This is a genomic window from Clostridioides sp. LIBA-2809 (assembly GCF_056688965.1).
Map to the genome: position 1 here is coordinate 4,040,029 of NZ_CP197004.1, position 22,556 is coordinate 4,062,584.

The window sequence follows — 22,556 nt, forward strand, 5'->3', positions numbered from 1 at the left end:
AAAAATTTATTTAAACAAAGTGGTTATTACCACTAATCCAAATATAAATTAATTTGAATTTTTTGTCAATACATAAAATATTTATGTCAGTCAATTTTATATACATTTTTTAAAATTACTTTATCAATTATCTTTATTTGACCATTGATTTACCTGCATAAACTTCAGATTTATTTTTTTGACACAAAGTTTACAAATTTATGTGTCTGAATTATAATCATTTCTATAAATATAAAAAACACTAGGAGAAACTATTATGAAAAATATAAAAGTAGGTATGATAGGTCTTGGCTCTATAGCTCAAAAGGCATATTTACCTGTATTAGCAAAATCCGAGCGATTTGAGTTTGTAGGAGCTTTTACTCCAAATAAAACCAAGAAAGAAAAAATCTGTAGTGATTATAGACTCACACCATTTGATTCTATTGAATCTTTAGCTAAAAAATGTGATTGTATTTTTCTACATAGCTCTACAGAAACACATTACGATATTATAAAGAAATTATTAAATTTAGATACTCATATATATGTAGACAAGCCCCTTGCCTCAACAGTCGAGCAAGGAGAAGAGCTTATTGAGTTAAGTCTGAAAAGAAACTTAAATTTAATGGTTGGATTCAACCGCAGATTCTGTCCTATGTATAAAGAAATTAAAAATAATGCCACAGAAATTGTATCTATCAACATATGTAAACATGGATTAAATTCCTTAAGAAATGTTAGATTTGACAGTACACTTATAGATGACTATATACATGTTATTGACACTGCTTTATGGTTAGCAAATGGCGATGTCGAAATTACTGGAGAGGATTTATTTTTAACAGACAATAAAAATCTAATATTTGTAAGTCATAAACTTAAAGGTAAATATTTTTCTATAAATACCTCTATGCATAGAGATTCTGGAACAAAATTAGAACAAGTTGAAATTCTTTCAAAAGGTAAGATTCAAAGAGTTAAGAATCTTAATGTACTGGAAATAGAGGAAAATGGAAATCTAACTTCAAAACAGAGTGGTGCATGGGTAAATATATTAAAACAAAAGGGTTTTGAGGATATAACAAATCATTTCATTGATTGCTTAGAAAATAATATAAAGCCAGCAATTAGTGGAGAAGAGTGCGTTAAAGCTCAAAGATTACTAGAGAAAATTATAGGTTCAGTAAAATAGATATTTATTATAAAAATAGTTAGAGACAAATGTCTCTAACCTATTTTTATATAAGACTATGTTTTTATACATAAAATTCTATTATATGCATACTAAACCCATTATATTCACATTAGCTCTATTCAACTTAACTTTGTTACTTCAACTAAATTTTGATACTTCTCAACTTCTTCTAAACATACAAATCCAGTTTCCATATTTAGAGCATTACTTATACCACAAGCATTTGCAAACTTAAGTAAATATTCTATTTCGTACCCTCTTAAAATACCTACACTAAATCCAGCTATCGTGCTATCTCCACTACCTACAGTATTTACACATTTTACAGATGGTACTTTAACATCATATACACTATCTCTACTTAAATAAACCATTCCATCTTTTCCTAGAGATATACATACATTTTCTGCCCCCATTTCAAGAAGTTTTTTTCCTGATAAGATAACTTCCTCTCTTGACTCTATATTAATTCCTAATAAATTTCTTATTTCATCTATATTTGGCTTTATTAAATATGGTTGCGACTTTAAAGCTACTTTTAAAGCATCTCCTGATGTATCTAATATAAATTTTATATTATTTTCTCTACATAAATTACCTAACTTTTCATAATAGTCTATTGGCATATTTTCACAATAACTACCAGATGCCACTAGTATTTTAGTACTTTTTATTACTTCATCTATGTCATTTTCAAATCTCTCTAAATCACTTTTTTCCACCCTTGGTCCCTTTTCTAAAAATTCTGTACTTATTTTATTGTCTTCAATTATATTTAGACAATTTCTAGTTTCCTGCTTTATATTTGTAAATTTATTTTGTATATCTAATTTTTTAAGTTCATTTTGTATGAATTTTCCATTGAATCCCCCCAAAAATCCCATAGCCAAAGGTTTTTCTTTTAAAACTTTACATACTTTAGCTACATTTAATCCTTTACCTCCAGCAGTTGCATTTGTACTTACTACCCTTTGCACCTCACCTATATTTATACTATTTACTCTATACATTCTATCTATAGATGGGTTGAATGTTACTATTGTAATCATACTAGATTCTCCTCATTATTAACCTTTTACTTTTCTAAATAATAAATTAATATGTAAAAATATAAAATCCTCGTCTATAATACACCTCAAGTGGTTATTACCAATTTGAATATAAATTATTTCACTCGTTTTGTCAATGCATCATAATTTTGAAATAAATTAATAGTCTTACTTATTTAATTTTGATTAAAAAATAGCTACGCACACTCGTGACTTTAGTCGTGAGTTAGTAGCTAAAGTAGTCAGCATATAGGGAAACTTATATGTAGAGATAGGAAAGAACCTATCCAATACTACTTGAATTGCTGGAAACCCCTAAAGCTAACTAAACTAAAACATAAGGATGAAATAAACCTAAGTGTGAAAGTTACGAAAGTAGAAAAAATTGGTTAGATGGTATAAGGTTAAACCCTAAGTACTTTAAAATGGGCAATCAGCAGGTAAGCTCCGAATAGGAGAAACTTCAACGACTATTCCTCTTGAGGGAAGTACACTACAAGCTATTGGTAGTGGAAGTGGGTAGACCTTAACGGATAATGCCGAAGGATAAGATATAGTCTGTGCTTGCATGAAAATGTAAGAAGTTCATAAGAGAACTGCATAGGTAGTAGCGAACTTATGTGAACGACAACCTCAAAAATGATAAAAGTTAAGGGCTTACAGTTCTTATATATGTTATTTAAAAAATAAATATGAAAACCTTCAAAATACTTGTTTTAAATGTTAATATTATGATGGGTGATGAATAATCAGAAAAAACAAGTAAAGTGAGGTGATAGTAGTGGAAAAGTCATATAAGTTTAGAATGTATCCAAATAAAAAACAGCAAGAGTTAATTAATAAAACTTTTGGATGTTGTAGATTTGTATATAATAAATATCTTGCTAAAAAAATAGAAGTTTATGAAAACGATAAAGACATTTTTACTTATAAACAGTGTAGTTCTGATTTGACCAATTTAAAAAAGGAATTAGAGTGGCTTAAAGAACCTGACAAATTTTCACTACAAAACACCTTAAAAGATTTAGAAAACGCATATAAAAAATTCTTTAAAGAAAATGCAGGATTTCCTAAATTTAAATCAAAGAAAACTAATAGGTTTTCATATAGAACTAACTTTACAAATGAAAATATTATGCACCTTGGTCAATATATAAAATTACCTAAACTTGGTATGATCAAAGTAAGGGATAAACAAGTACCTCAAGGGAGAATACTTAATGCTACAGTATCCAAAGAACCAAGTGGTAAATATTATGTATCATTATGTTGTACTGATATAGATATTAAAGCTTTTGAAAATACTAATAGTCAGATAGGTTTAGATTTAGGAATTAAAGAGTTTTGTATCTCAAGTTGTGGAGAATTTATAGAAAATCCTAAGTATCTTAAGAAGTCATTAAACAAACTTGCTAAATTACAAAGAGAATTATCAAGAAAAACAATTGGTAGTTTAAATAGAAATAAAGCAAGGTTAAAAGTTGCAAGACTTCAAGAACATATAGCTAATCAAAGGAAGGATTTTCTACAAAAACTATCTACTAAATTAATACGAGAGAATGATATTATTTGCATAGATGATTTACAAGTAAAGAATATGACTAAAAATCATAAACTATCTTGCTTAATTTCTGATGTGTCATGGTCAGAATTTGTTCGTCAATTAGAATACAAGGCTAATTGGTATGGTAGACAAATTGTAAAGGCAGGTAAATTCTTTGCAAGTTCACAAATATGCAATAAATGTGGGTACAAAAACGAGGAAATGAAGAATTTAAATATAAGAGAATGGATTTGTCCTTGTTGTAATGAAACTCACAATAGAGATATAAATGCAAGTATAAATATACTAAAAGAAGGATTAAGACTAATAACAGTTTAAAATAAATAACTTATGTAAGAACCGTAGGAACTACGGGGATAGCCTGTGGAGAATTAGTAAGACATATTTTAGTATGCAAAATTCTATGAAGTAGGAACCCTGTGACTTTAGTCATGGGAGGTTCAGTAAGCTTTACTCATTGACAGAAATAATTGTATATTTTATAATCAAATTGTGGTTATAACCACTTAGAAAGGACTATAAATTTTTATGATAAAAAGAAATGATAAAAGACCAATATATGACCAACTTGTTGAGATACTAAGGACTAAAATTGAAAACGAGATGGAACCAAATGATAGAATGCTTTCCGAAAGAAAAATTTGTGATGAATACGGAGTAAGTAGAACTACAGTTAGACTAGCTATGGCTGAATTAGAACATATGGGATATATATACAAAAGACATGGAAAAGGAACTTTTGTTGCTGCACTTAGTCAAAATTCCCAAAACTTAATGGATAGTTATAGCTTTACAGATTACATGAGAACACAAGGAAAAAAACCAAGTACAAAAGTATTATCATTTGAGGTAGTGGAAAGTACAAAATATTTTTCTGAGAAATTAGGTATAACTCCTGGTGAAAAAATAATAAAAATAATGCGTCTAAGACTTGCTGATAATCTCCCTATGATGCTTGAAAGAACATATCTTCCTATGAAAGAATTTACAGGACTGACACAGGAAAAAATAGAACAAAAACCTCTATATGAGATATTTAGAGAAGATTATGGAGAGATTATTAAAGTGGCTGATGAGGAATTTTCTGCAGGAATAATATCTGATAAGGAATCAAAATTGCTAGAAGTCCCAGGTGATTCACCTTGTCTAAAATTACTTCGTACCACATATAATGATGACAATATAGTTATTGAATTTACCTTGAGTGTTGCTAGAAGTGATAAATTTGTATATAAGATAAGGCATGTAAGATAATAAATTTTAAATAGATTTCCAGAAAACTTAATGTTTTATAAACGTCAAAACTACAAATGATAGTACAAATTATAAGGAGGTAGTTTTGAAAAATTTTATTTATGCAGATAAATTTTTTATGAAGTATGGCATCAAAGAAAAAGGTTACCTTAGAATAATTGATGGCAAATTTGGTGAATTTCAACAAGAAAAACCAGATATTGCCGATAGTGTTATAGATTTTTCAGGTAAATATATTGCTCCTGGTTTAGTTGATACTCATATCCATGGACTTTTGGGTGTAGACATTATGGATAATACATTTGAAGCAATAAACACAATTTCAAAAGGTCTATTGAAGTATGGAGTAACGTCTTTCCTACCCACTACTTTAACTGATTCTATAGATAACCTAAATGACTGTATTGAAAATATAAGTAATAATTATGATAAAGTTGAAGGTGCAAAAATACAAGGTATTTATTTAGAAGGTCCCTTTTTTACAGAAAAATACAAAGGTGCTCAAAACGAAAAATATTTTAGAGACCCCAGCATTGACACTTTAAAGTTATGGCAAAAAAAATCAAAAAATTTAATAAGAAAAATAGCAATTGCCCCAGAACGTAATGGTTCAATAGAATTCACAAAATACGCTACTAAAAATAATATATCCGTAGCACTTGGCCACAGCTCAGCTACATTTGAGCAAGTTGAACAAGTTGTTAATTCAGGTGCTAAAGTGTTTGTACATACATATAATGGAATGAGCCCTTTAAATCATAGAGAACCTGGAATGGTTGGAGCTGCCATGGCATTAAAAGGTACTTATGCTGAATTAATCTGTGATGGTCATCATGTAAATCCTATAGCTGCTAAAATAATAATGGATATTAAGTCTAGAAATAATATTGCTTTGATTACAGACTGTATGAGAGCTGGTGCTATGGATGATGGAGAATATACTCTTGGTAGGTTTAATGTCAATGTAAAAAATGGTGTTGCAAGATTAAGCAGTGGAAGTTTAGCTGGGAGTGTATTGACAATGGATAATGCTGTAAGAAATATAGTTGATTGGAATATATCAACTTTAGAAGATGCAATAAAAATGGCTACATATATACCTGCTTTAAGTTGCAATATTGATAATGTCTGTGGCTCTATGTGCCAAGGTATGAGTGCAGATTTTATAGTGATAGATGATAACTTTAATATACATGAAACTTATATAAATGGTATATGTAAGTATAAGACTGATAAATAGATTCTACATAAAAAACATAGAGTGGATAATTAAAAATTATCCACTCTTTTATAATACTCTTCATTTTATACTATAAGTTTATAAGAATTAAATCCTATTTATCAATCTGTTCTCTAAGCCACTTAGTTGCCACATCCAACTGTTTATTTTCATCTTTTTCTTCAATGGTAGGTTTTATTCCTTTTTCATTGATATAATCTCCATTAGGTGTAAAATATTGAGCAGTAGTTAGCTTGTATCCTGTTCCATCTTTTAATCTTACAACTGATTGTACCAATCCTTTACCAAAAGTTGTAGTACCTACAGAAATACCTTCTTTATTATCAACGATTGCAGCTGTTAGTATTTCAGCAGCAGAGGCACTTTCTCCATTAGTCAAGACTACTATTGGAAGTCCCAATTTTTCTTTATCAGATTTCAAGTACTCAGTGTTTCCTTTGTTGTCTTTTGTATATACTATAGTCCCTTCACCAATTAGCTCATCAGCAACTTCTTTACATATATCCAGCATTCCACCAGGATTATTTCTAAGGTCTATTACTAATCCCTTAATATTTTTTGCCTTTAATTCTTTTAAAGCTTTGTCAAAGTCAGTATATGTACTTGATATAAATTGAGTGATTTCTATATAACCTAAATTATTATCAATTACTTTACTTTCTATACTTTTCTCAACTATCTGTTCTGTCTTTACCTTAAAGCTTAGTTGTTTGTCTTCTCTTAATATTGCTAACTCAACTATTTTTCCTTTTTTACCTTTCATCATACGCACAGCTTCATCTGAATTCTTATATGATACAGACTTTCCATTTACTTTTACTAGTTTATCCCCTGCTTTTACACCTGCTTTTTCTGCTGGAGAATCTTTCATAGGAACTACCACTAGCCCTCCATCTTTTGATGCACCTATATACATGCCTACACCAACATAAGAGCCTTCACTATCGTTTATTAAATCTTCCATTTCATCTTTAGTGTAATAACCAGAATACTTATCATTCGTACCTAAGAACAAGCCTTTTGATGCTCCATCTACCAAGTCAGCATCAGATACTTTTTTATAAAAATCTTGTTTTATAATAGATTCTAATCCTAACAACTTATCATATTTTTTATAGTCTTCATAGAGTTCTTTCGATATTACAACCTTATTCCCCAATGTTAACTGAAATGCTGATGTAGTCATCGCTGTTATAATTACTAAAATCACCCCTAAAAAAATAGCTTTCTTCTTTGAAATCACAAGATACATCTCCTTTTACATAAACTATTATTATTATATGACTAGCTGTTATTTTTATTACATTTACCCAAATATATTGCTTTATTGTAACAAACTATACTAAAATTTATATTAAATACAATTGCTGTACACATTATAACATATTAAGGGAGGAATATTTTATGAAAAAAGAATTTAGGAAAAAAGTTATTGAATCTAGAAAAAATAAGAGTGCAGATTTTGTACTTAATAATTCAAATTTAATAACAGAAAAATTACTTCAAATGAAAGATATAAGAAATGCAACTAATATAATGCTTTATCTAGACTTTAATAATGAAGTTCAAACAGATAACTTAATCCAAAAACTTTTATCCCTAAAGAAAATAGTCTCAAGCCCTGTAACAATAAAAGAAAATCATACATTAATCCCTACTCAAATAACAGATTTGAAAGATGGATTGAGAATTGGAACATATGGAATAAGAGAACCTAATGAAACATCACCTACAATTGATATTAAAGCTTTAGATGTTGTAATTGTACCAGCTGTAGCATATGATATAGATTGCTACAGACTAGGGTATGGTGGAGGATTTTATGATAGGTTTTTAGAAAATTTAAGAAAAGATGCCATAACTATTGGAATAGCATTTGATTTCCAGATATTCAATTCTATCCCAAAAGAAACTCATGATGCACAATTAAATTATATAGTTACTGAAACTAGAATTATCACTCCAAATAGTTTTAACACCAAATAGTTTTAGCATTATATAATGAGCATTTTAAGTCATGGCTTTTAAAATAATAAAATATATATAATTTACCTACAATAATAAAAACCATGACTTTATTGTATAAATCTTTAGTTGTTTAGTTATAAAACATATTTTTATTTAGTTGAATTTAATTCTATTCTATCTGGAAGCTCACTCATGTTTGTTTCAACCACTATGTATGGAAAAGAATTCTCCTTATCTTTATACTTTACCTTGACTCTCAAAACATCCTTTCCTTCTTCACTCACACTTTCTATTTTGTCCATTTCTATACCATATTTATTATTTCCTCTAGTCACTATGATATATATTTTGTTATCAATTTTGGCTGCCAATGCTCTTTCTTCGTTTGTATACTTATCCATGACATCAAGTATCTTTTCTGGTATTGAATTTCTTTGTAATATTGTATAATCTATAGGCTTTGATTTTTCTACAAACATACTTGGTATGAATATAAATCCCCCTATAACAAATATAAGAGCTATGACTCCATAAATTATACCTTTAATATTAAACTTTACATTCAATCTTATCACTCCTCCCATCTATTCTAAATATATGATTTATAACTTTATCTTAGACTCTAAATTATCGCTTAGAATATATTTATCCATAATTTTAAATATATGTAATATAATTAAAAAACATGTTTTCGACATTTTGTTATAAGTCAACTGTAAAATAAAAAGAGCTATATGAAAACAATTTAATTGTTTTCATATAGCTCTTAAATTACAATCTTAAAATATTTATTTGTCACTAACTCCCTCTTGGTATCCAGACGTTTTTGTAATCTGTCTATAAAGAACACAAACCAGTATTATGACGCCCATATATCCAGTGTATGGATATAAAATACCAACCAGCTTATCAAATGGTAGGAATCCACCTATAAGACCTAATATAGCTGTTATTAAAGTTATTATTTTAAACTTAGGATGATTATCATCAACAAATCTATTAGTTACTGACCATAATAGAGGTACAGCTGTTGTATATATACCTAATATAAGAATTATTGAGAATAAAATTCCAACTATTGGTGAAATCTTATCTGCTAAGAATAATGATGGTATTGCTTTTGAGTATAAGTTTCCTATATCAGAAAGAATAGCTAAGTGCATCATTATAGCTGCTGCCATAAGTGCTACTCCACCTAATATACCACCACAAATGGCTTCTTTTTTATTAGCAGCACCTGCTCCTAATCCTGTCAAGAACGCCATGACAACGATTGTATTATAAGTAGTATATATTACACCAGATAAATATGCGTTTGGTACTGGTCTAGCTACATCTACAGTACTAAGAACTTGTGTAGCCTCTCCTATATTACCTATATTACTAGCTAAACTTATACCACCAACTAAAAGTGTAAAGATTATTATTATAGGTCCTATTCCACCTAGTATCTTTGATAATTTATCAAGACCTAGTGAAACAGTTAATAATGCTACTACTGCCATACCAACTCTACCTACAAATGGATTTAATCCATAATATTCAGTTAAAGTTGCTCCTGCTCCTGAAATCATTACTACGAAAACACCAAATAAGAATAATGGTCCAAACCACTCAAAGAATATTCCTAAATACTTACCACAATAAACACGATAAATTTTGATAGGTTCTTTAAGTTGAAGTTCTTTACCTTTTGACATAACTGAAGCACCCATCCATGAGAATAATACCATTGAAATTACTCCACCAACAATACCTGCAAAACCATAAAAAGAGAAAAATTGCATTATTTCCTGTCCTGTTGCAAATCCAGAACCAATTACTGTTGCTACATAAGCTCCTGCGAAACTTATGACTGTTTTAACGTTTACCTTTTCTGACATATCTCAGTTACCTCCCCACGTGAAATTTTTCATCTGCTTAAACAATTCGATAAACTACCTATAATTTCCTTTAACATAAAATACATGATAACTGTTTTAGAGCCTTTTTAGTATAATAACTTAAAACTTATAATATGTTTTTTATACAGTATACCTCCTTTTATAAAATTTACTAGATTCTTTTTTGTCTAAGTAGTCTTTATATATAAAATTAATTTCCCTATAAACTATATATTAGTCATATTTTTCTGAATAGTCAATATATATTTGAATATTTTCTCTATTTTTGTAAAAATTTGAATATTTCATTACATTTTTGATATATTGATATCATGTATAAAAAAGAGAGATATAAATTAATATAGACCTTTATATCTCTCCTTCAAATATATTATATTATTAACAAACATGAATAATTTATATGCCTTAAATTCTTTTTGCAAGAATAGCCTCTTTGGCAACTTTTATTATATCCTCACAAGTTAATTCGTATTTTTTTAACAATTCATTTGGGGCACCAGATTCTCCAAATGAATCTTTAATTCCAACTTTTTTTACTATAGTTGGATAAGACTCTCCAACTACTTCACTTACAGCAGAACCTAGCCCTCCAATTATACTATGCTCTTCTACAGTCACTATAGCATTTGTTTCTTTTGCTGTTTTTAATATTAAATCCTTATCTATAGGTTTTATTGTAGACATGTTTATGACTCTAGCACTTATACCTTCTTCTTGTAACTTTTCTTGTGCTAATAGAGCCTCATTCACCATAATTCCACAAGCTATAATTGATACATCAGTCCCATCTCTTAAAACTGTACCTTTTCCTATTTCAAACTTATAGTTTTCATCAAATAAAACTGGCACTGAGCTTCTTCCTAGTCTGACATAAACAGGCCCATTATACTTAGATACTTCAAAAATCATTTTTTCTGTTTCAACACCATCAGCTGGAACAAGAACCGTCATATTTGGTATAGCTCTCATTATAGCAATATCCTCTACACTTTCATGAGATGCTCCATCTTCGCCAACAGTAAGACCTGCATGAGTAGCACAGATTTTTACATTTAGTTTTGGATAGCAAACTGAATTTCTTATAATCTCAAAAGCTCTTCCTGTAGCAAACATAGCAAAAGTACTTGCAAAAGGTATTTTGCCAGCAGTTGATAGCCCACAAGCAGCACCTATTAAGTTTTGTTCTGCTATACCCATATTAAAAAATCTATCTGGAAATGATTTATAGAAATCATGCGTTTTTGTAGATTTAGATAAATCTGCATCTAATACCACAACATTGTCATTTATTTGACCTAGTTTTACTAATGCTTTACCATATGCCTCTCTCGTCGCCATTTTACTCATTGTCAGCACCTCCTAGTTCAAGCAAGGCTTTTTCTAACTCTTCATCACTTGGAGCTGTTCCGTGCCATCCTGCTTGATTTTCCATAAAAGATATTCCTTTGCCTTTTATAGTTTTTGCAATTATCATTGTAGGTTTTTTAACTGTTGATTTAGCTATATCGAGAGCAGCAAATATTTGGTCAAAGTCATGTCCATCTATTTCAATTACATTCCACCCAAAAGCTTTAAATTTATCAACTATTGAACCTAAATTCATTACACTTTCTATATCTCCATCTATTTGAAGCCCATTATTATCTAAAAAAGCAATTAAATTATCAAGCTTATAATGTGCAGCACTCATAGCAGCTTCCCAAACAATACCCTCTTGAACTTCTCCATCACCAAGTAAAGTATATACGTTCCATGGAGCATTATCCAGCTTGGATGCCATCGCCATGCCACATGCAACTGAAAAACCTTGCCCTAAAGAACCTGTAGATATCTCTACTCCTGGCGTACCTTTCATATCTGGATGACCTTGTAACATTCTTCCAATTTTCCTTAGCCCATTCAGTTCTTCCTTATCAAAATAGCCTTTTTCAGCCAATGTAGCATATAATGCTGGTGCAGCATGTCCTTTTGATAATACAAATCTATCTCTATCCTCCATTTTAGGATTTGAAGAATCCACATTCATTTCATCAAAGTATAACGCAGTAAGTATTTCAACTACTGATAATGACCCTCCTGGATGTCCAGATTTGGCTCTATGTATCATAGAAACTATATCTCTTCTTATGATACGCGCAATCTCATTTAATCCCTTATGGTCTCTCATGCAATTACCTCCCTTGAGTTCGTAATTTTATATCAATTCCATATTATTATATCACTTTTATACTATTTTTTGCGTTATTTTTGATTTTCTTAATACGCACTACTAAAATTAAACCTTAAAAGATATTTTTAACGAAAAAAGGGATTGTCTAATAAAAGACAAACCCCTCTTTAAAAAGTAAACAATCCTAAACTTATTTGAAGTCCATCGTCTACTTTTATCATCATATTTTCATCTAGACAACCAATTTTCTCCCTCAGTCTCTTTTTATCAATAGTTCTAATTTGCTCTAAAAGAATTACTGAGTCTTTATTAAGCCCATATTCATTGGAACTTATCTCTACATGAGTAGGTAATTTGGCTTTATTAATCTGAGATGTTATAGCTGATACTATAACTGTAGGACTGTATTTATTACCTACATCATTTTGTATTATCAGAACAGGTCTAACGCCTCCCTGCTCTGACCCAACAACTGGACTTAAATCAGCGTAATATAAATCACCACGCTTTATTTCACAATTAGTACTCACCTTGGGCAATCTTCCCTTCATTTTTATCATCAGAAGATACTTCTTCAACTGTCATACCTAATTCAGCCAATGACAGATTAATTTGACCCATTTCTCTATAACCCGTTTTCATAGATTCTTTAATATGAATTCTCTTTTTCTGAGTTATATAGAACTGAAAAGCAGCTTTTGCAAAATCTTCTCTGTTACTGTTCTCCATCTGAACTATACTATCAACTTCAGAAACCAGAGAGTCTGGTAAAGTAACTTCTATTTTTTCTTTACTTTTATCGTACACAAAATCGCCTCCCAGATTATAATATCATGGTTTTATTTTAGCAAATAACTGTTTATTTGTACAAGCTCATTATTTTCCATATAAACACGGTCAACTCTTCTTGATATCATACATAACACTTCATAGTTTATAGTTCCTAAGTCTTGGGCTATACGTTCAGCTGTAACTTCACCTTCTCCAAATAGTATAACCTCATCTCCAACTTTTATGTCTATATCTTTGTCAATTCTAACCATTATTTGATCCATACATATTCTACCAACTACATCAAACACTTCTCCTTTAATAAGAACCTTTGGATTTTTTTGAATTCTAGTAAATCCATCTGCATATCCTATTGGAATTGTAGCGATTGTTTCTTTACCTGTAGTTGTATACTTTAATCCATAACTTATTCCTACACCTGGTTCAACTTGTTTTATATGTCCGATTTTTGATTTTAATTTCATGGCTGGTCTTAGTTCTAATCTTTCTTTAAATACATCATCAGATGGATAATGACCATATAATATTATTCCTGCTCTTACCATATTTAATCTTAAATCAGGGCAATCCATAATAGCTGCACTGTTTGATACATGTTTTATAGATATTTTTACACCAGCTTCATCCAACTTATCAGACATAAATTTGTAATTATTAGCTTGTTTATAAGTGTACTCTTTACTTACCTCATCAGCTGTTGCGAAATGAGTAAACATACCTTCTAAATCTATATATTCTAATTTATTTAATTTTATTATTTCCTGTACTGACTCCTCATTAGGTTGGAAACCTATTCTAGTCATTCCTGAGTCTATTTTAATGTGAACACAGGCTTTTTCTCCTAAGGATTTTGCAATTTCATTTATCTTTTGTGCTGTTTCTAAAGAATAAACTGTCATAGTTATTTTATTTTTTATAGAATCTTCGAAAGCTTCGTCTGGAGTATATCCTAAGTTCAAAATAGGAAGTGTTATGCCATTTTGTCTAAGTTCAATTCCTTCAGCAGTTCTTGCTACTGCTAAATAATCTACTTTTTCTTTTTCTAGTAATTTTGCAACTTCTACTGCACCATGTCCATATGCATCAGCTTTTATTACTCCACAAACCTTAATATCTTCTTCTAATAAATTTTTAATATTATTTAAGTTAAATCTTAAGTTATCTAGATTTATCTCTGCCCATGTAGGCACTGTTATTTTTTGCATTTCTTTAGTCCCCCTTAGTTTCTGTATTCAAAATCTTTGTATTTTACTGTAAATCTTGGCACTCCTTCCTTATCCAATACTTCCATTTTTTCAGGGTTCTTTGTGTCAGCATTTACATATAATACTTGCTTATTAAAATATTTATTATCCCCAGGAATAAAAGTTTCTAGAACCAAATGTCCTTTGGATAACTTTATTTTCATCTCTTCGTTTTGAAGATAGTTTTTTATAAAGTCTCCTATAAAAAGATATTGATTGTTCTTTCCTGTATTAGGCAATTCCACTATATCACTGATATTTGGATTTTTAACTAATATTTTATCACCTTGATACTCTATACTCTTCCCTTTTAAATGTTTTGGGGAAATTACTTCTAATTTATAGTTATCAGTTTTTTTATAAGTATGAATTAAAACATAATTGTGTGGGCTTTTATTTCCAAATACTTCTACATCAGCTTTACAACTGTAAGAATTCATATCAGAAATCTGCTTTTGAAAATCTTTGTATACTTCTTCTTTTGTGGACTGTCGCTTTTGGCATCCTATTACAATTATAACCAGTGCCAAAAACATAATACATGCTATGGTCCACTTTTTTCTCACATCACACCTCCTATTCTAGTCTATTCATTGTATAAAGCTTTTATTATATCATATCTACAAATTATACCTTTGAGTTTATTGTCATCATCTACTACAGGAACCCTGTTTATTGATTTTTTAATCATTACATTAGCTACATCATCAAACTTATCATCTTCATGAACTTTTATTATATCTTTAGACATAAGTTCTCCAACTTTATAAGCAGCCACTTGCTTTATATCTTTTTCTACTTTTTTTAAATCATCTAAGAAAATTAAACCTTGTAATAGGTTTATATAGAGAGGTGCTTCTATATATTTTTCCTTTTTAAGAATGTCTGTTTCAGAAATTACTCCAACAACTCTATTCTCTGAATCTACAACTGGCAGACCTCCTATTTTTTCTGCAATTAGCATGTTAGCTACATCTGCTATACTATCATCTTGTTTTGCTACTATTACATCTGTTGTCATTATTTCTTTTGCTGTTTTGTCCATCATAATGTAATCACTCCTTAGTCCTTAATTATGGTTATCGCATTTGCTATAGCATAATCTTTTGAATGTGATATTGAAACTTTTATTTCTAAAACATTATAATCTATGCACATTTTTGTGAGATTATTATAAGTTTTTACTATTGGTTTTCCCATTTCATTTCTGAGAACTTCTATGTCTTTAAAGTTAAATACTCTAATTCCTGTACCCATAGATTTACTTATAGCTTCCTTAGCTGCGAAATTACCTGCTATACTTTCTGCTTTAAAATTCTTAGAATTAAAATACTCAATTTCTTTATCAGTAAATATTTTTTCCAAAAACCTATTGTTTTTTTCTACAGCTTTTCTTATTCTATCAATTTCAATTATGTCTACACCAATATCAAATATATTCATTGTTCCTCCAGAAAATTTATAATGCTTCTTTAAATATTAATAATGAATTTATAAATTTACTATTGATAATACATATTATTATTTAGTTTATGTTACTTATCTTAATTTAATAATCATTATAATAAAATTGTAACTTTTAAAATTATTTGTAATGAATATTATATACAAATCTATTATATTATTTATTATACTACACAACTAAGCAAATTTTTTAAATTTTATAAAAATTTTATATATATTTATTATATGAAGATGATTTCACTTACATAAAATCAATCTAAACCTTCTTTATATTCTTAATTACAACATAATTTTGCAGTAAATTTAAACTTGTTGTGAATTTATTGTCACTAAAAACTTACATTTTTTCGTTATTTTATTAACATCAAAAACAAAAAAAGTCATTTTATCCAAAATATTTTTTGGTCAAAATGACTTTTTAGGATATAAATTAAATTATTAAATCCACTCAGCAGATTCTGTTAATATAACTGTTTTATTTTGAGCTACATTAACAAATCCTTCTGCTATTTTCGCCTCTTTAAAACTTCCATCTTTTTTTATCTTTAAAATTCCTACAGGTATACCTGAAACAAATGGTATATGACCTTTCAATACCCCTTTGTCTCCTTTTGTAGTTCTAACTACTACCATTTCAACGTCTCCATCATAAAAAGTATTATCTGGAGTTACAACTTTCAATGAAAATTCACTGGCCATGACTACATACTTCCCTTCGCTTTTTTAACAGCATCTTCTATTGTTCCTACAAACAAGAATGCTGACTCTGGTAAGTCATCATGTTTACCTTCAAGAATCTCTTTAAATCCTCTTACAGTCTCTTTAACAGGAACATATTGACCTGGATTTCCTGTAAATTGCTCAGCAACTGTAAATGATTGAGATAAGAATCTTTGTATCTTTCTAGCACGTGCAACTATTAACTTATCTTCATCAGATAATTCGTCCATACCAAGTATAGCGATTATATCTTGAAGTTCTTTATATCTTTGAAGTATTGATTGTACACCTCTGGCTACTTCATAATGTTCTTTTCCTACTATATTAGGGTCAAGAATTCTTGATGTAGATTCAAGAGGGTCAACTGCTGGATATATACCCAGTGATGATATTTGTCTAGATAAAACTGTTTTTGCATCTAAGTGAGAGAATGTTGTAGCTGGTGCTGGGTCAGTTAAGTCATCTGCTGGTACATAAACCGCTTGAACAGATGTTATTGAACCTTTTTTAGTTGATGTTATTCTCTCTTGAAGTGCACCCATTTCAGTAGCTAATGTTGGCTGATAACCAACAGCTGATGGCATACGTCCTAGAAGCGCTGAAACTTCTGAACCAGCTTGTGTGAAACGGAATATATTATCAACGAAAAGTAAAACGTCTTGTCCTTGCTCATCTCTAAAATGCTCTGCCATTGTAAGCCCAGTTAAAGCAACTCTCATTCTTGCTCCAGGCGGCTCGTTCATCTGACCAAACACTAGAGCAGTTTTGTTTATAACTCCAGATTCACTCATCTCTCCATAAAGGTCATTACCCTCTCTTGTTCTTTCTCCTACTCCTGAGAATACAGAAATACCACCATGTTGCTTAGCAATATTGTTTATAAGTTCTTGTATTAAAACTGTTTTTCCTACTCCTGCTCCTCCAAATAGACCTATTTTTCCACCTTTTAGATATGGTGCTAGTAAGTCAACTACCTTAATGCCTGTTTCCAGTATTTCAGCTGTAGTTTCTAGTTCATCATATGCTGGTGCTGGTCTATGTATAGGTAATTTAGGTGCAGATTTTGGAGCTGGTTTTCCATCAACTGGTTTTCCAAGAACATTAAATATTCTACCTAAAGTCTCGTCTCCAACAGGAACGCTTATTGGTCCACCTGTATCTACAACTTCCATACCTCTTACAAGTCCATCTGTTGCACTCATAGATATACATCTTACAGTATCATCACCTATATGTTGAGCAACTTCTGCAACTATTTCTTTATCTCCTAACTTTATTACTAACGCATTTAATAAGTTAGGTAGGCTTTGTTCACTATCAAACTTAACATCTAGTACAGCTCCTACAATCTGTACTACTTTACCTACATTTGCCATTTCCTAACCTCCCTATTTTAGAGCTTCAACTCCACCAACTATCTCTGTTATTTCTTGAGTTACAGCTGACTGTCTTGCTCTGTTATAACTTAACTCTAAATTAGATAGCATTTCATTCGCATTGTCTGTAGCTGATTCCATCGCAGTTCTTCTAGCACCTTGCTCTGATGCAAAAGACTCCAAAATTCCGCCATACACTGTACCTGATATAAATTGAGGTACAATATAACTTAAAACTGCCTCTGCTGATGGTATATATTGTACTTTTGATTTACTTTGATTTTCTTCTTTTATTACAATTCCATGGTCATCTGTATCTTTTTCAAAAACTAATGGAAGCAATTTTAAAATTTCAACTTCTTGTGATAAAGCTGATTTAAACTTTGTATAAGAAATATAAACTTCATCTACCTCACCTTTTTTATACAGGTCAATAATAGTTTGTGAAATTTCTATCGCATCTTCATATCCACAAGCTTCAACACTACTTATATCTTTTGCTATATTGTAATCTCTTTTGGAAAAGAATTCATGAGCTTTCTTTCCTACAGTTATAACTGTTTCCTTTTTACCTTGCATATGAGATACAGATTCCTTTAATACATTGGAATTGTATCCACCTGCAAGACCTCTGTCTCCAGCCACTACTATATAGCACTTATTTTTTACTTCTCTTTCTTTCAAAAATTCATTTCTAACTCCACGTGTTGTTTGGGCAATATCTTTTACTGTATCGTACAAAGTATTAAAGTATTCTCTTGAATCTTCAGCTTTTTCTTTTGCCTTTCTAAGCTTAGAAGATGCAACTAGTTCCATCGCTTTAGTTATTTGTTTTGTACTTTCAACAGTTCCCATACGTGTTTTGATTGCTTTAATTCCAGCTCCTGCCAATTAATTTACCTCCTTTTTTAAAAAGGATTATACTTCAACAACAAACTTTTCTTTAAATTCATTTATTGCATCTGTTAAATCATGAGTGAAGTCCTCTCCACCTAATATTTTTCTTGATATTTCTGGATAATTATTATCTACAAATGCATACAGTTCTGATTCAAATCTAGCTATATTATCTATTGGAATATCCTCTAGATGATTATTTATAACAGCGTATATTATCATAACCTGATTTTCAACTTTTATTGGTTGATGCTCACCTTGTTTTAATATCTCAACGATTCTTTCACCTTGAGCAAGTCTCTTCTTAGTATCTTCATCTAAGTCAGAACCAAATTGTGAGAATGCTGCAAGTTCTCTATATTGTGAATATGCAAGTTTTAATGTACCTGCAACTTTTTTCATTGCTTTAATTTGCGCAGAACCACCAACCCTTGATACTGATATACCAGGGTCAACTGCTGGTCTTACACCTGAATAGAATAACTCTGGTTGTAAGTATATTTGACCATCTGTTATAGATATAACATTTGTTGGTATATATGCAGAAACGTCACCAGCTTGAGTTTCTATTATAGGTAAAGCAGTCATTGAGCCTCCACCTAATTCATCTGATAACTTAGCTGCTCTTTCAAGTAATCTTGAATGTAAATAGAATACATCTCCAGGATATGCTTCACGTCCTGGTGGTCTTCTAAGTAATAATGACATTTCTCTATATGCAACGGCTTGTTTACTTAAATCATCATATACTATAAGTACATGTTTTCCATTATACATAAATTCTTCACCCATCGCTGCTCCAGCATATGGTGCTATATATTGAAGTGGTGCTGATTCAGATGCTGTTGCTGAAACTACTATTGTATAGTCTAAAGCTCCACCTTTTTCTAGTGAATTAACTAATTGAGCTATAGTAGAACGTTTTTGCCCAATTGCTACATATATACATATAACATCTTTTCCTTTTTGATTTAATATAGTGTCAATAACTATAGATGTTTTACCAGTTTGTCTGTCACCTATTATTAACTCCCTTTGTCCTCTACCAATTGGTATCATTGAATCTATTGATTTGATTCCTGTTTGTAATGGTTCATAAACAGACCTTCTATTTATTATACCAGGTGCCTCAGATTCAACTGGTCTAGTTTTTGTATATGCTATAGGTCCTTTTCCATCTATTGGTTGACCTAGAGAATTTACAACCCTACCTATTAAAGCTTCTCCAACTGGAACTTCAACTATTCTTCCAGTTCTCTTAACTATATCGCCTTCTTTTATTCCACTGTCATCTCCAAGTATAACAGCTCCAACTACTTCTTCTTCTAAGTTAAGTGCCATACCATATATTTCACCTGGGAACTCTAGTAACTCACCAGACATAGCTTTTTCTAATCCATATACACTCGCTATACCATCCCCAACTGTTAAAACACTCCCTGTATCTGTCAACTCAACTTTATTCTCATAATTTTTTATTTGCTGTTTAATTATAGAACTTATTTCTTCAGGTTTTAAGTTCATGGGTTCACCGCCATTCTTAAGATATTACTTCAGATAGCTTTTCTTTCATCTTATCTAGACGAGTTTTTACAGTGCCATCTATCTGTTCATTTCCAAGTCTAACTAGAACTCCCCCTAGTATAGTCTTGTCAACTACATTTTCTATAGTAACATTTTTGTTGTATTTACTTGAAAGTTTAATTTCAAGTTCTTTAATATCTGTTTCACTCATTGGAATAGCACTTATTGCTACACCAGCAATTACATTATTTTTCTTATTTAATAATTCTTTATAAGCTAATTCTATATCTTCTAAATATGATATTCTATCTTTATCTACCAAGACTTTTAGGAAGTTTTTTATGTTCAAACTTACTTCCTTACTAAAAATAATTTCTACCAAGTTTTTCTTTTCTGATTTTGAAACTAATGGTGATTTTAAAACTTTGTAGAAATCTTTACTAACTTTAGTCATCATATCTACTACTTTTTCTAATTCTTTGAACAATGCATCAGTTGAATTTTCTTCTTCTCCTAATTGAAATAGGGCTTCGGCATATCTGTTGGCTATTACATTTATCATTTAGCTTCCCCTACCTCTTTTATAAAGTTTTCTATCAATTCCTCATGCTTAGATTTATCTAAATCTTTTTCAATGACCTTAGATGCTGCAAGTAGTGCTATATTAGATATATCATTCTTAATTTCATTTATAACCTTTTGTTTTTCTTGTTCTACATCTTTACTTGCTTTTTCTTTTATATCAAGAGCATCTTTCTTTGCAGTATTTACTATATCATCTGATTTCTGTTCTGCTCTTATAGTTGCTTGTTTTATGATTTCTTGACCTTCATCTTTGGCAAAATTGATTTTTGACTCATATTCTTTTTTCAGAGCTAAACCTTCATTTTTTGCTTTTTCGCCTTCTGCCAAATCGTTTTTAATATCATTTTCTCTTGATTCAATTATATTTAATACTGGCTTAAATAAAAGCTTTCTCAGAAGTAAAAATATTATAAAAGTATTAACAATTTGGAACACAAATTCCCATGTTATACCTACTAGTGCTTTCTCCATAATTATCCTCCTTTCCATAAATCATAACTACTTATAATCACGAGAAGATAAAACTCTTCTCATGATTATAAGTTTGAGATGATTTACCTATAAACCTATCTCAAAATATTTAAGGACCAAATCTACATTCCTAAGTATTTAAAGAATGGATTTACGAATAGAAGTATTATTGATACAACCAAACCATATATTGCTGAAGACTCTGCTATAGCAACACCTAGTAATAAAGTTGAAGTTATATCACCTTTAGCTTCTGGTTGGTTTCCTACTGCTTCTGCAGCTTTACCTGCTGCTACACCTTGCCCTATACCTGCACCTATACCTGTTGCAACTGCTATTCCTGCACCTATTGCTGATGCTGCCGCTACTATTGCTGTTTCCATAATTATTTCCTCCTTAAAACTTTAAATTTTTAAATTATTTTATTTTTATCTTAATATAAGTTGATTTCTTAATCTAATTCTCCTGCACTTGATATAAACACCATTGTTAACATTATGAATATATATGCTTGTAACAATCCTGCAAATAAGTCAAAATACAAGTGCAATGGTACTGGTATTAATATCTGTCCAATTGGTATTGATAATCCTGGTATTAAACTGGATACAAAACCTAAAAGTTGATAAAACAGCCCCATTATAATTGTTCCACCTAAAATATTCCCAAATGGACGGAAACTTAACGATATTGGTCTAGCTAACTCACCTATAATATTGATTGGTAACATTATGGCAAGTGGTTGAGCCAATTCTTTAAAGTACGATAATCCCTTAAATTTAACTCCTGCAAAATAAATCATAAAAAATGTAATCATTGCCCATGCAGCAGTTGTATCCAGGTCGGTTGTTGGTGATCTTAATCCAAGTAATGGGCTTAAATTTGAGCATGCGAAAAATAAAAACAAACTTCCTATGTATGGTATCATATATGGCATTCTTTTTATTGTGTTTTTACCCATAACATTTGTAACCATTTTAGCAAGACCACCTATTGCAAATTCCAAAAATATTTGGATTTTACTAGTTGGAACTTTTTTTAAGTTTCTAGTCAAGAAATAAGATGCTATCGCTAAAAAGGCCATTATTCCCCAACTCACTAGTATTGTTTCACTAATTTTAAAGTTTCCTATGAGATAATAATGCGCTTGACTCATA

Annotated in this window: 25 protein-coding genes; 5 read left to right on the forward strand and 20 right to left on the reverse strand. The window is 30.2% G+C overall.

Features of this window, described 5'->3' with window-relative positions; translation table 11 throughout:
* Positions 1-256 precede the first annotated feature (256 nt).
* The gene (locus tag ACTG44_RS18995) at positions 257-1,174 is read left to right on the forward strand and encodes a Gfo/Idh/MocA family protein (RefSeq protein ID WP_479919563.1); all 918 of its coding nucleotides are present in this window, start codon (positions 257-259) and stop codon (positions 1,172-1,174) included.
* Between the two features lie 122 nt (positions 1,175-1,296).
* On the opposite strand, the gene pfkB is transcribed toward ACTG44_RS18995, so the two are convergent.
* Positions 1,297-2,226 (reverse strand): 1-phosphofructokinase, encoded by a 930-nt coding sequence (pfkB, locus tag ACTG44_RS19000; RefSeq protein ID WP_479919564.1) that lies wholly within the window; start codon positions 2,224-2,226, stop codon positions 1,297-1,299.
* Between the two features lie 772 nt (positions 2,227-2,998).
* On the opposite strand from pfkB, the gene tnpB reads away from it, so the two are divergent.
* From tnpB to nagA, 3 genes are all read left to right on the forward strand, one after another.
* Positions 2,999-4,108: an IS200/IS605 family element RNA-guided endonuclease TnpB gene (gene tnpB, locus ACTG44_RS19005; protein WP_479921032.1), complete on the forward strand. Its 1,110-nt coding sequence runs from the start codon at positions 2,999-3,001 to the stop codon at positions 4,106-4,108.
* Positions 4,109-4,318: 210 nt separating this feature from the next.
* Positions 4,319-5,044 (forward strand): GntR family transcriptional regulator, encoded by a 726-nt coding sequence (locus tag ACTG44_RS19010; RefSeq protein WP_021386377.1) that lies wholly within the window; start codon positions 4,319-4,321, stop codon positions 5,042-5,044.
* Between the two features lie 85 nt (positions 5,045-5,129).
* Entirely contained in the window at positions 5,130-6,284 is a 1,155-nt protein-coding gene (nagA, locus tag ACTG44_RS19015) for an N-acetylglucosamine-6-phosphate deacetylase (protein WP_479921033.1), read from the forward strand.
* A gap of 94 nt (positions 6,285-6,378) precedes the next feature.
* On the opposite strand, the gene ACTG44_RS19020 is transcribed toward nagA, so the two are convergent.
* The gene (locus ACTG44_RS19020; protein ID WP_044214020.1) at positions 6,379-7,536 is read right to left on the reverse strand and encodes a S41 family peptidase; all 1,158 of its coding nucleotides are present in this window, start codon (positions 7,534-7,536) and stop codon (positions 6,379-6,381) included.
* A gap of 152 nt (positions 7,537-7,688) precedes the next feature.
* Here ACTG44_RS19020 and ACTG44_RS19025 point away from each other — a divergent pair, with 152 nt between their 5' ends.
* On the forward strand, positions 7,689-8,270 hold the full coding sequence (locus tag ACTG44_RS19025) for a 5-formyltetrahydrofolate cyclo-ligase (RefSeq protein ID WP_479921034.1): 582 nt from the start codon (positions 7,689-7,691) through the stop codon (positions 8,268-8,270).
* A gap of 131 nt (positions 8,271-8,401) precedes the next feature.
* On the opposite strand, the gene ACTG44_RS19030 is transcribed toward ACTG44_RS19025, so the two are convergent.
* From ACTG44_RS19030 to ACTG44_RS19115, 18 genes are all read right to left on the reverse strand, one after another.
* Entirely contained in the window at positions 8,402-8,818 is a 417-nt protein-coding gene (locus ACTG44_RS19030; RefSeq protein WP_021386383.1) for a hypothetical protein, read from the reverse strand.
* A 222-nt stretch (positions 8,819-9,040) separates the two neighbouring features.
* The gene (locus ACTG44_RS19035) at positions 9,041-10,135 is read right to left on the reverse strand and encodes a YkvI family membrane protein (protein ID WP_479921035.1); all 1,095 of its coding nucleotides are present in this window, start codon (positions 10,133-10,135) and stop codon (positions 9,041-9,043) included.
* Between the two features lie 426 nt (positions 10,136-10,561).
* A complete protein-coding gene (locus ACTG44_RS19040; RefSeq protein ID WP_479919570.1) occupies positions 10,562-11,503 on the reverse strand; it encodes a transketolase family protein in 942 nt (313 codons plus the stop codon).
* Positions 11,496-12,323, reverse strand: a complete 828-nt coding sequence (locus tag ACTG44_RS19045; protein ID WP_479919571.1) for a transketolase — start codon at positions 12,321-12,323, stop codon at positions 11,496-11,498. Before ACTG44_RS19045 ends, ACTG44_RS19040 begins: the two co-directional genes overlap by 8 nt.
* A gap of 170 nt (positions 12,324-12,493) precedes the next feature.
* Entirely contained in the window at positions 12,494-12,877 is a 384-nt protein-coding gene (locus tag ACTG44_RS19050) for a type II toxin-antitoxin system PemK/MazF family toxin (protein WP_003421356.1), read from the reverse strand.
* Positions 12,846-13,133: a ribbon-helix-helix protein, CopG family gene (locus tag ACTG44_RS19055; protein WP_021386373.1), complete on the reverse strand. Its 288-nt coding sequence runs from the start codon at positions 13,131-13,133 to the stop codon at positions 12,846-12,848. Before ACTG44_RS19055 ends, ACTG44_RS19050 begins: the two co-directional genes overlap by 32 nt.
* A gap of 32 nt (positions 13,134-13,165) precedes the next feature.
* Positions 13,166-14,323, reverse strand: a complete 1,158-nt coding sequence (alr, locus tag ACTG44_RS19060; RefSeq protein WP_479921036.1) for an alanine racemase — start codon at positions 14,321-14,323, stop codon at positions 13,166-13,168.
* 14 nt (positions 14,324-14,337) lie between these two features.
* Positions 14,338-14,928 (reverse strand): germination lipoprotein GerS, encoded by a 591-nt coding sequence (gerS, locus tag ACTG44_RS19065; protein WP_021386375.1) that lies wholly within the window; start codon positions 14,926-14,928, stop codon positions 14,338-14,340.
* 20 nt (positions 14,929-14,948) lie between these two features.
* On the reverse strand, positions 14,949-15,410 hold the full coding sequence (locus ACTG44_RS19070) for a CBS domain-containing protein (RefSeq protein ID WP_021386374.1): 462 nt from the start codon (positions 15,408-15,410) through the stop codon (positions 14,949-14,951).
* Positions 15,411-15,424: 14 nt separating this feature from the next.
* Entirely contained in the window at positions 15,425-15,805 is a 381-nt protein-coding gene (gene acpS / locus ACTG44_RS19075) for a holo-ACP synthase (RefSeq protein ID WP_021386379.1), read from the reverse strand.
* Positions 15,806-16,264: 459 nt separating this feature from the next.
* Entirely contained in the window at positions 16,265-16,525 is a 261-nt protein-coding gene (gene atpC, locus ACTG44_RS19080) for an ATP synthase F1 subunit epsilon (RefSeq protein WP_021386388.1), read from the reverse strand.
* Between the two features lie 2 nt (positions 16,526-16,527).
* On the reverse strand, positions 16,528-17,922 hold the full coding sequence (gene atpD / locus ACTG44_RS19085) for a F0F1 ATP synthase subunit beta (RefSeq protein ID WP_021386424.1): 1,395 nt from the start codon (positions 17,920-17,922) through the stop codon (positions 16,528-16,530).
* A 12-nt stretch (positions 17,923-17,934) separates the two neighbouring features.
* A complete protein-coding gene (gene atpG / locus ACTG44_RS19090) occupies positions 17,935-18,813 on the reverse strand; it encodes an ATP synthase F1 subunit gamma (RefSeq protein ID WP_021386389.1) in 879 nt (292 codons plus the stop codon).
* Between the two features lie 27 nt (positions 18,814-18,840).
* Complete coding sequence (gene atpA / locus ACTG44_RS19095; RefSeq protein ID WP_021386417.1) at positions 18,841-20,343, reverse strand: F0F1 ATP synthase subunit alpha; 1,503 nt, start codon at positions 20,341-20,343, stop codon at positions 18,841-18,843.
* Between the two features lie 16 nt (positions 20,344-20,359).
* Positions 20,360-20,905 (reverse strand): F0F1 ATP synthase subunit delta, encoded by a 546-nt coding sequence (locus tag ACTG44_RS19100; RefSeq protein ID WP_021386420.1) that lies wholly within the window; start codon positions 20,903-20,905, stop codon positions 20,360-20,362.
* On the reverse strand, positions 20,902-21,399 hold the full coding sequence (gene atpF / locus ACTG44_RS19105; RefSeq protein WP_021386412.1) for a F0F1 ATP synthase subunit B: 498 nt from the start codon (positions 21,397-21,399) through the stop codon (positions 20,902-20,904). The genes ACTG44_RS19100 and atpF overlap by 4 nt, the downstream gene beginning before the upstream one ends.
* A 122-nt stretch (positions 21,400-21,521) precedes the next feature.
* Positions 21,522-21,782: an ATP synthase F0 subunit C gene (gene atpE / locus ACTG44_RS19110; RefSeq protein ID WP_021386434.1), complete on the reverse strand. Its 261-nt coding sequence runs from the start codon at positions 21,780-21,782 to the stop codon at positions 21,522-21,524.
* Between the two features lie 68 nt (positions 21,783-21,850).
* Positions 21,851-22,555, reverse strand: a complete 705-nt coding sequence (locus ACTG44_RS19115; protein ID WP_021386413.1) for a F0F1 ATP synthase subunit A — start codon at positions 22,553-22,555, stop codon at positions 21,851-21,853.
* Position 22,556 lies beyond the last annotated feature (1 nt).

Excerpts from the sequence above, each read along its gene's own strand:
- ACTG44_RS18995 (WP_479919563.1), top strand. The coding sequence starts at position 257 with ATGAAAAATATAAAAGTAGGTATGATAGGTCTTGGCTCTATAGCTCAA.
- pfkB (WP_479919564.1), bottom strand. The coding sequence starts at position 2,226 with ATGATTACAATAGTAACATTCAACCCATCTATAGATAGAATGTATAGA.
- ACTG44_RS19010 (WP_021386377.1), top strand. The coding sequence starts at position 4,319 with ATGATAAAAAGAAATGATAAAAGACCAATATATGACCAACTTGTTGAG.
- ACTG44_RS19020 (WP_044214020.1), bottom strand. The coding sequence starts at position 7,536 with ATGTATCTTGTGATTTCAAAGAAGAAAGCTATTTTTTTAGGGGTGATT.
- ACTG44_RS19025 (WP_479921034.1), top strand. The coding sequence starts at position 7,689 with ATGAAAAAAGAATTTAGGAAAAAAGTTATTGAATCTAGAAAAAATAAG.
- ACTG44_RS19035 (WP_479921035.1), bottom strand. The coding sequence starts at position 10,135 with ATGTCAGAAAAGGTAAACGTTAAAACAGTCATAAGTTTCGCAGGAGCT.
- ACTG44_RS19040 (WP_479919570.1), bottom strand. The coding sequence starts at position 11,503 with ATGAGTAAAATGGCGACGAGAGAGGCATATGGTAAAGCATTAGTAAAA.
- ACTG44_RS19045 (WP_479919571.1), bottom strand. The coding sequence starts at position 12,323 with ATGAGAGACCATAAGGGATTAAATGAGATTGCGCGTATCATAAGAAGA.
- ACTG44_RS19050 (WP_003421356.1), bottom strand. The coding sequence starts at position 12,877 with ATGAAGGGAAGATTGCCCAAGGTGAGTACTAATTGTGAAATAAAGCGT.
- alr (WP_479921036.1), bottom strand. The coding sequence starts at position 14,323 with ATGCAAAAAATAACAGTGCCTACATGGGCAGAGATAAATCTAGATAAC.
- ACTG44_RS19070 (WP_021386374.1), bottom strand. The coding sequence starts at position 15,410 with ATGATGGACAAAACAGCAAAAGAAATAATGACAACAGATGTAATAGTA.
- acpS (WP_021386379.1), bottom strand. The coding sequence starts at position 15,805 with ATGAATATATTTGATATTGGTGTAGACATAATTGAAATTGATAGAATA.
- atpC (WP_021386388.1), bottom strand. The coding sequence starts at position 16,525 with ATGGCCAGTGAATTTTCATTGAAAGTTGTAACTCCAGATAATACTTTT.
- atpD (WP_021386424.1), bottom strand. The coding sequence starts at position 17,922 with ATGGCAAATGTAGGTAAAGTAGTACAGATTGTAGGAGCTGTACTAGAT.
- atpA (WP_021386417.1), bottom strand. The coding sequence starts at position 20,343 with ATGAACTTAAAACCTGAAGAAATAAGTTCTATAATTAAACAGCAAATA.
- ACTG44_RS19100 (WP_021386420.1), bottom strand. The coding sequence starts at position 20,905 with ATGATAAATGTAATAGCCAACAGATATGCCGAAGCCCTATTTCAATTA.
- atpF (WP_021386412.1), bottom strand. The coding sequence starts at position 21,399 with ATGGAGAAAGCACTAGTAGGTATAACATGGGAATTTGTGTTCCAAATT.
- atpE (WP_021386434.1), bottom strand. The coding sequence starts at position 21,782 with ATGGAAACAGCAATAGTAGCGGCAGCATCAGCAATAGGTGCAGGAATA.
- ACTG44_RS19115 (WP_021386413.1), bottom strand. The coding sequence starts at position 22,555 with ATGAGTCAAGCGCATTATTATCTCATAGGAAACTTTAAAATTAGTGAA.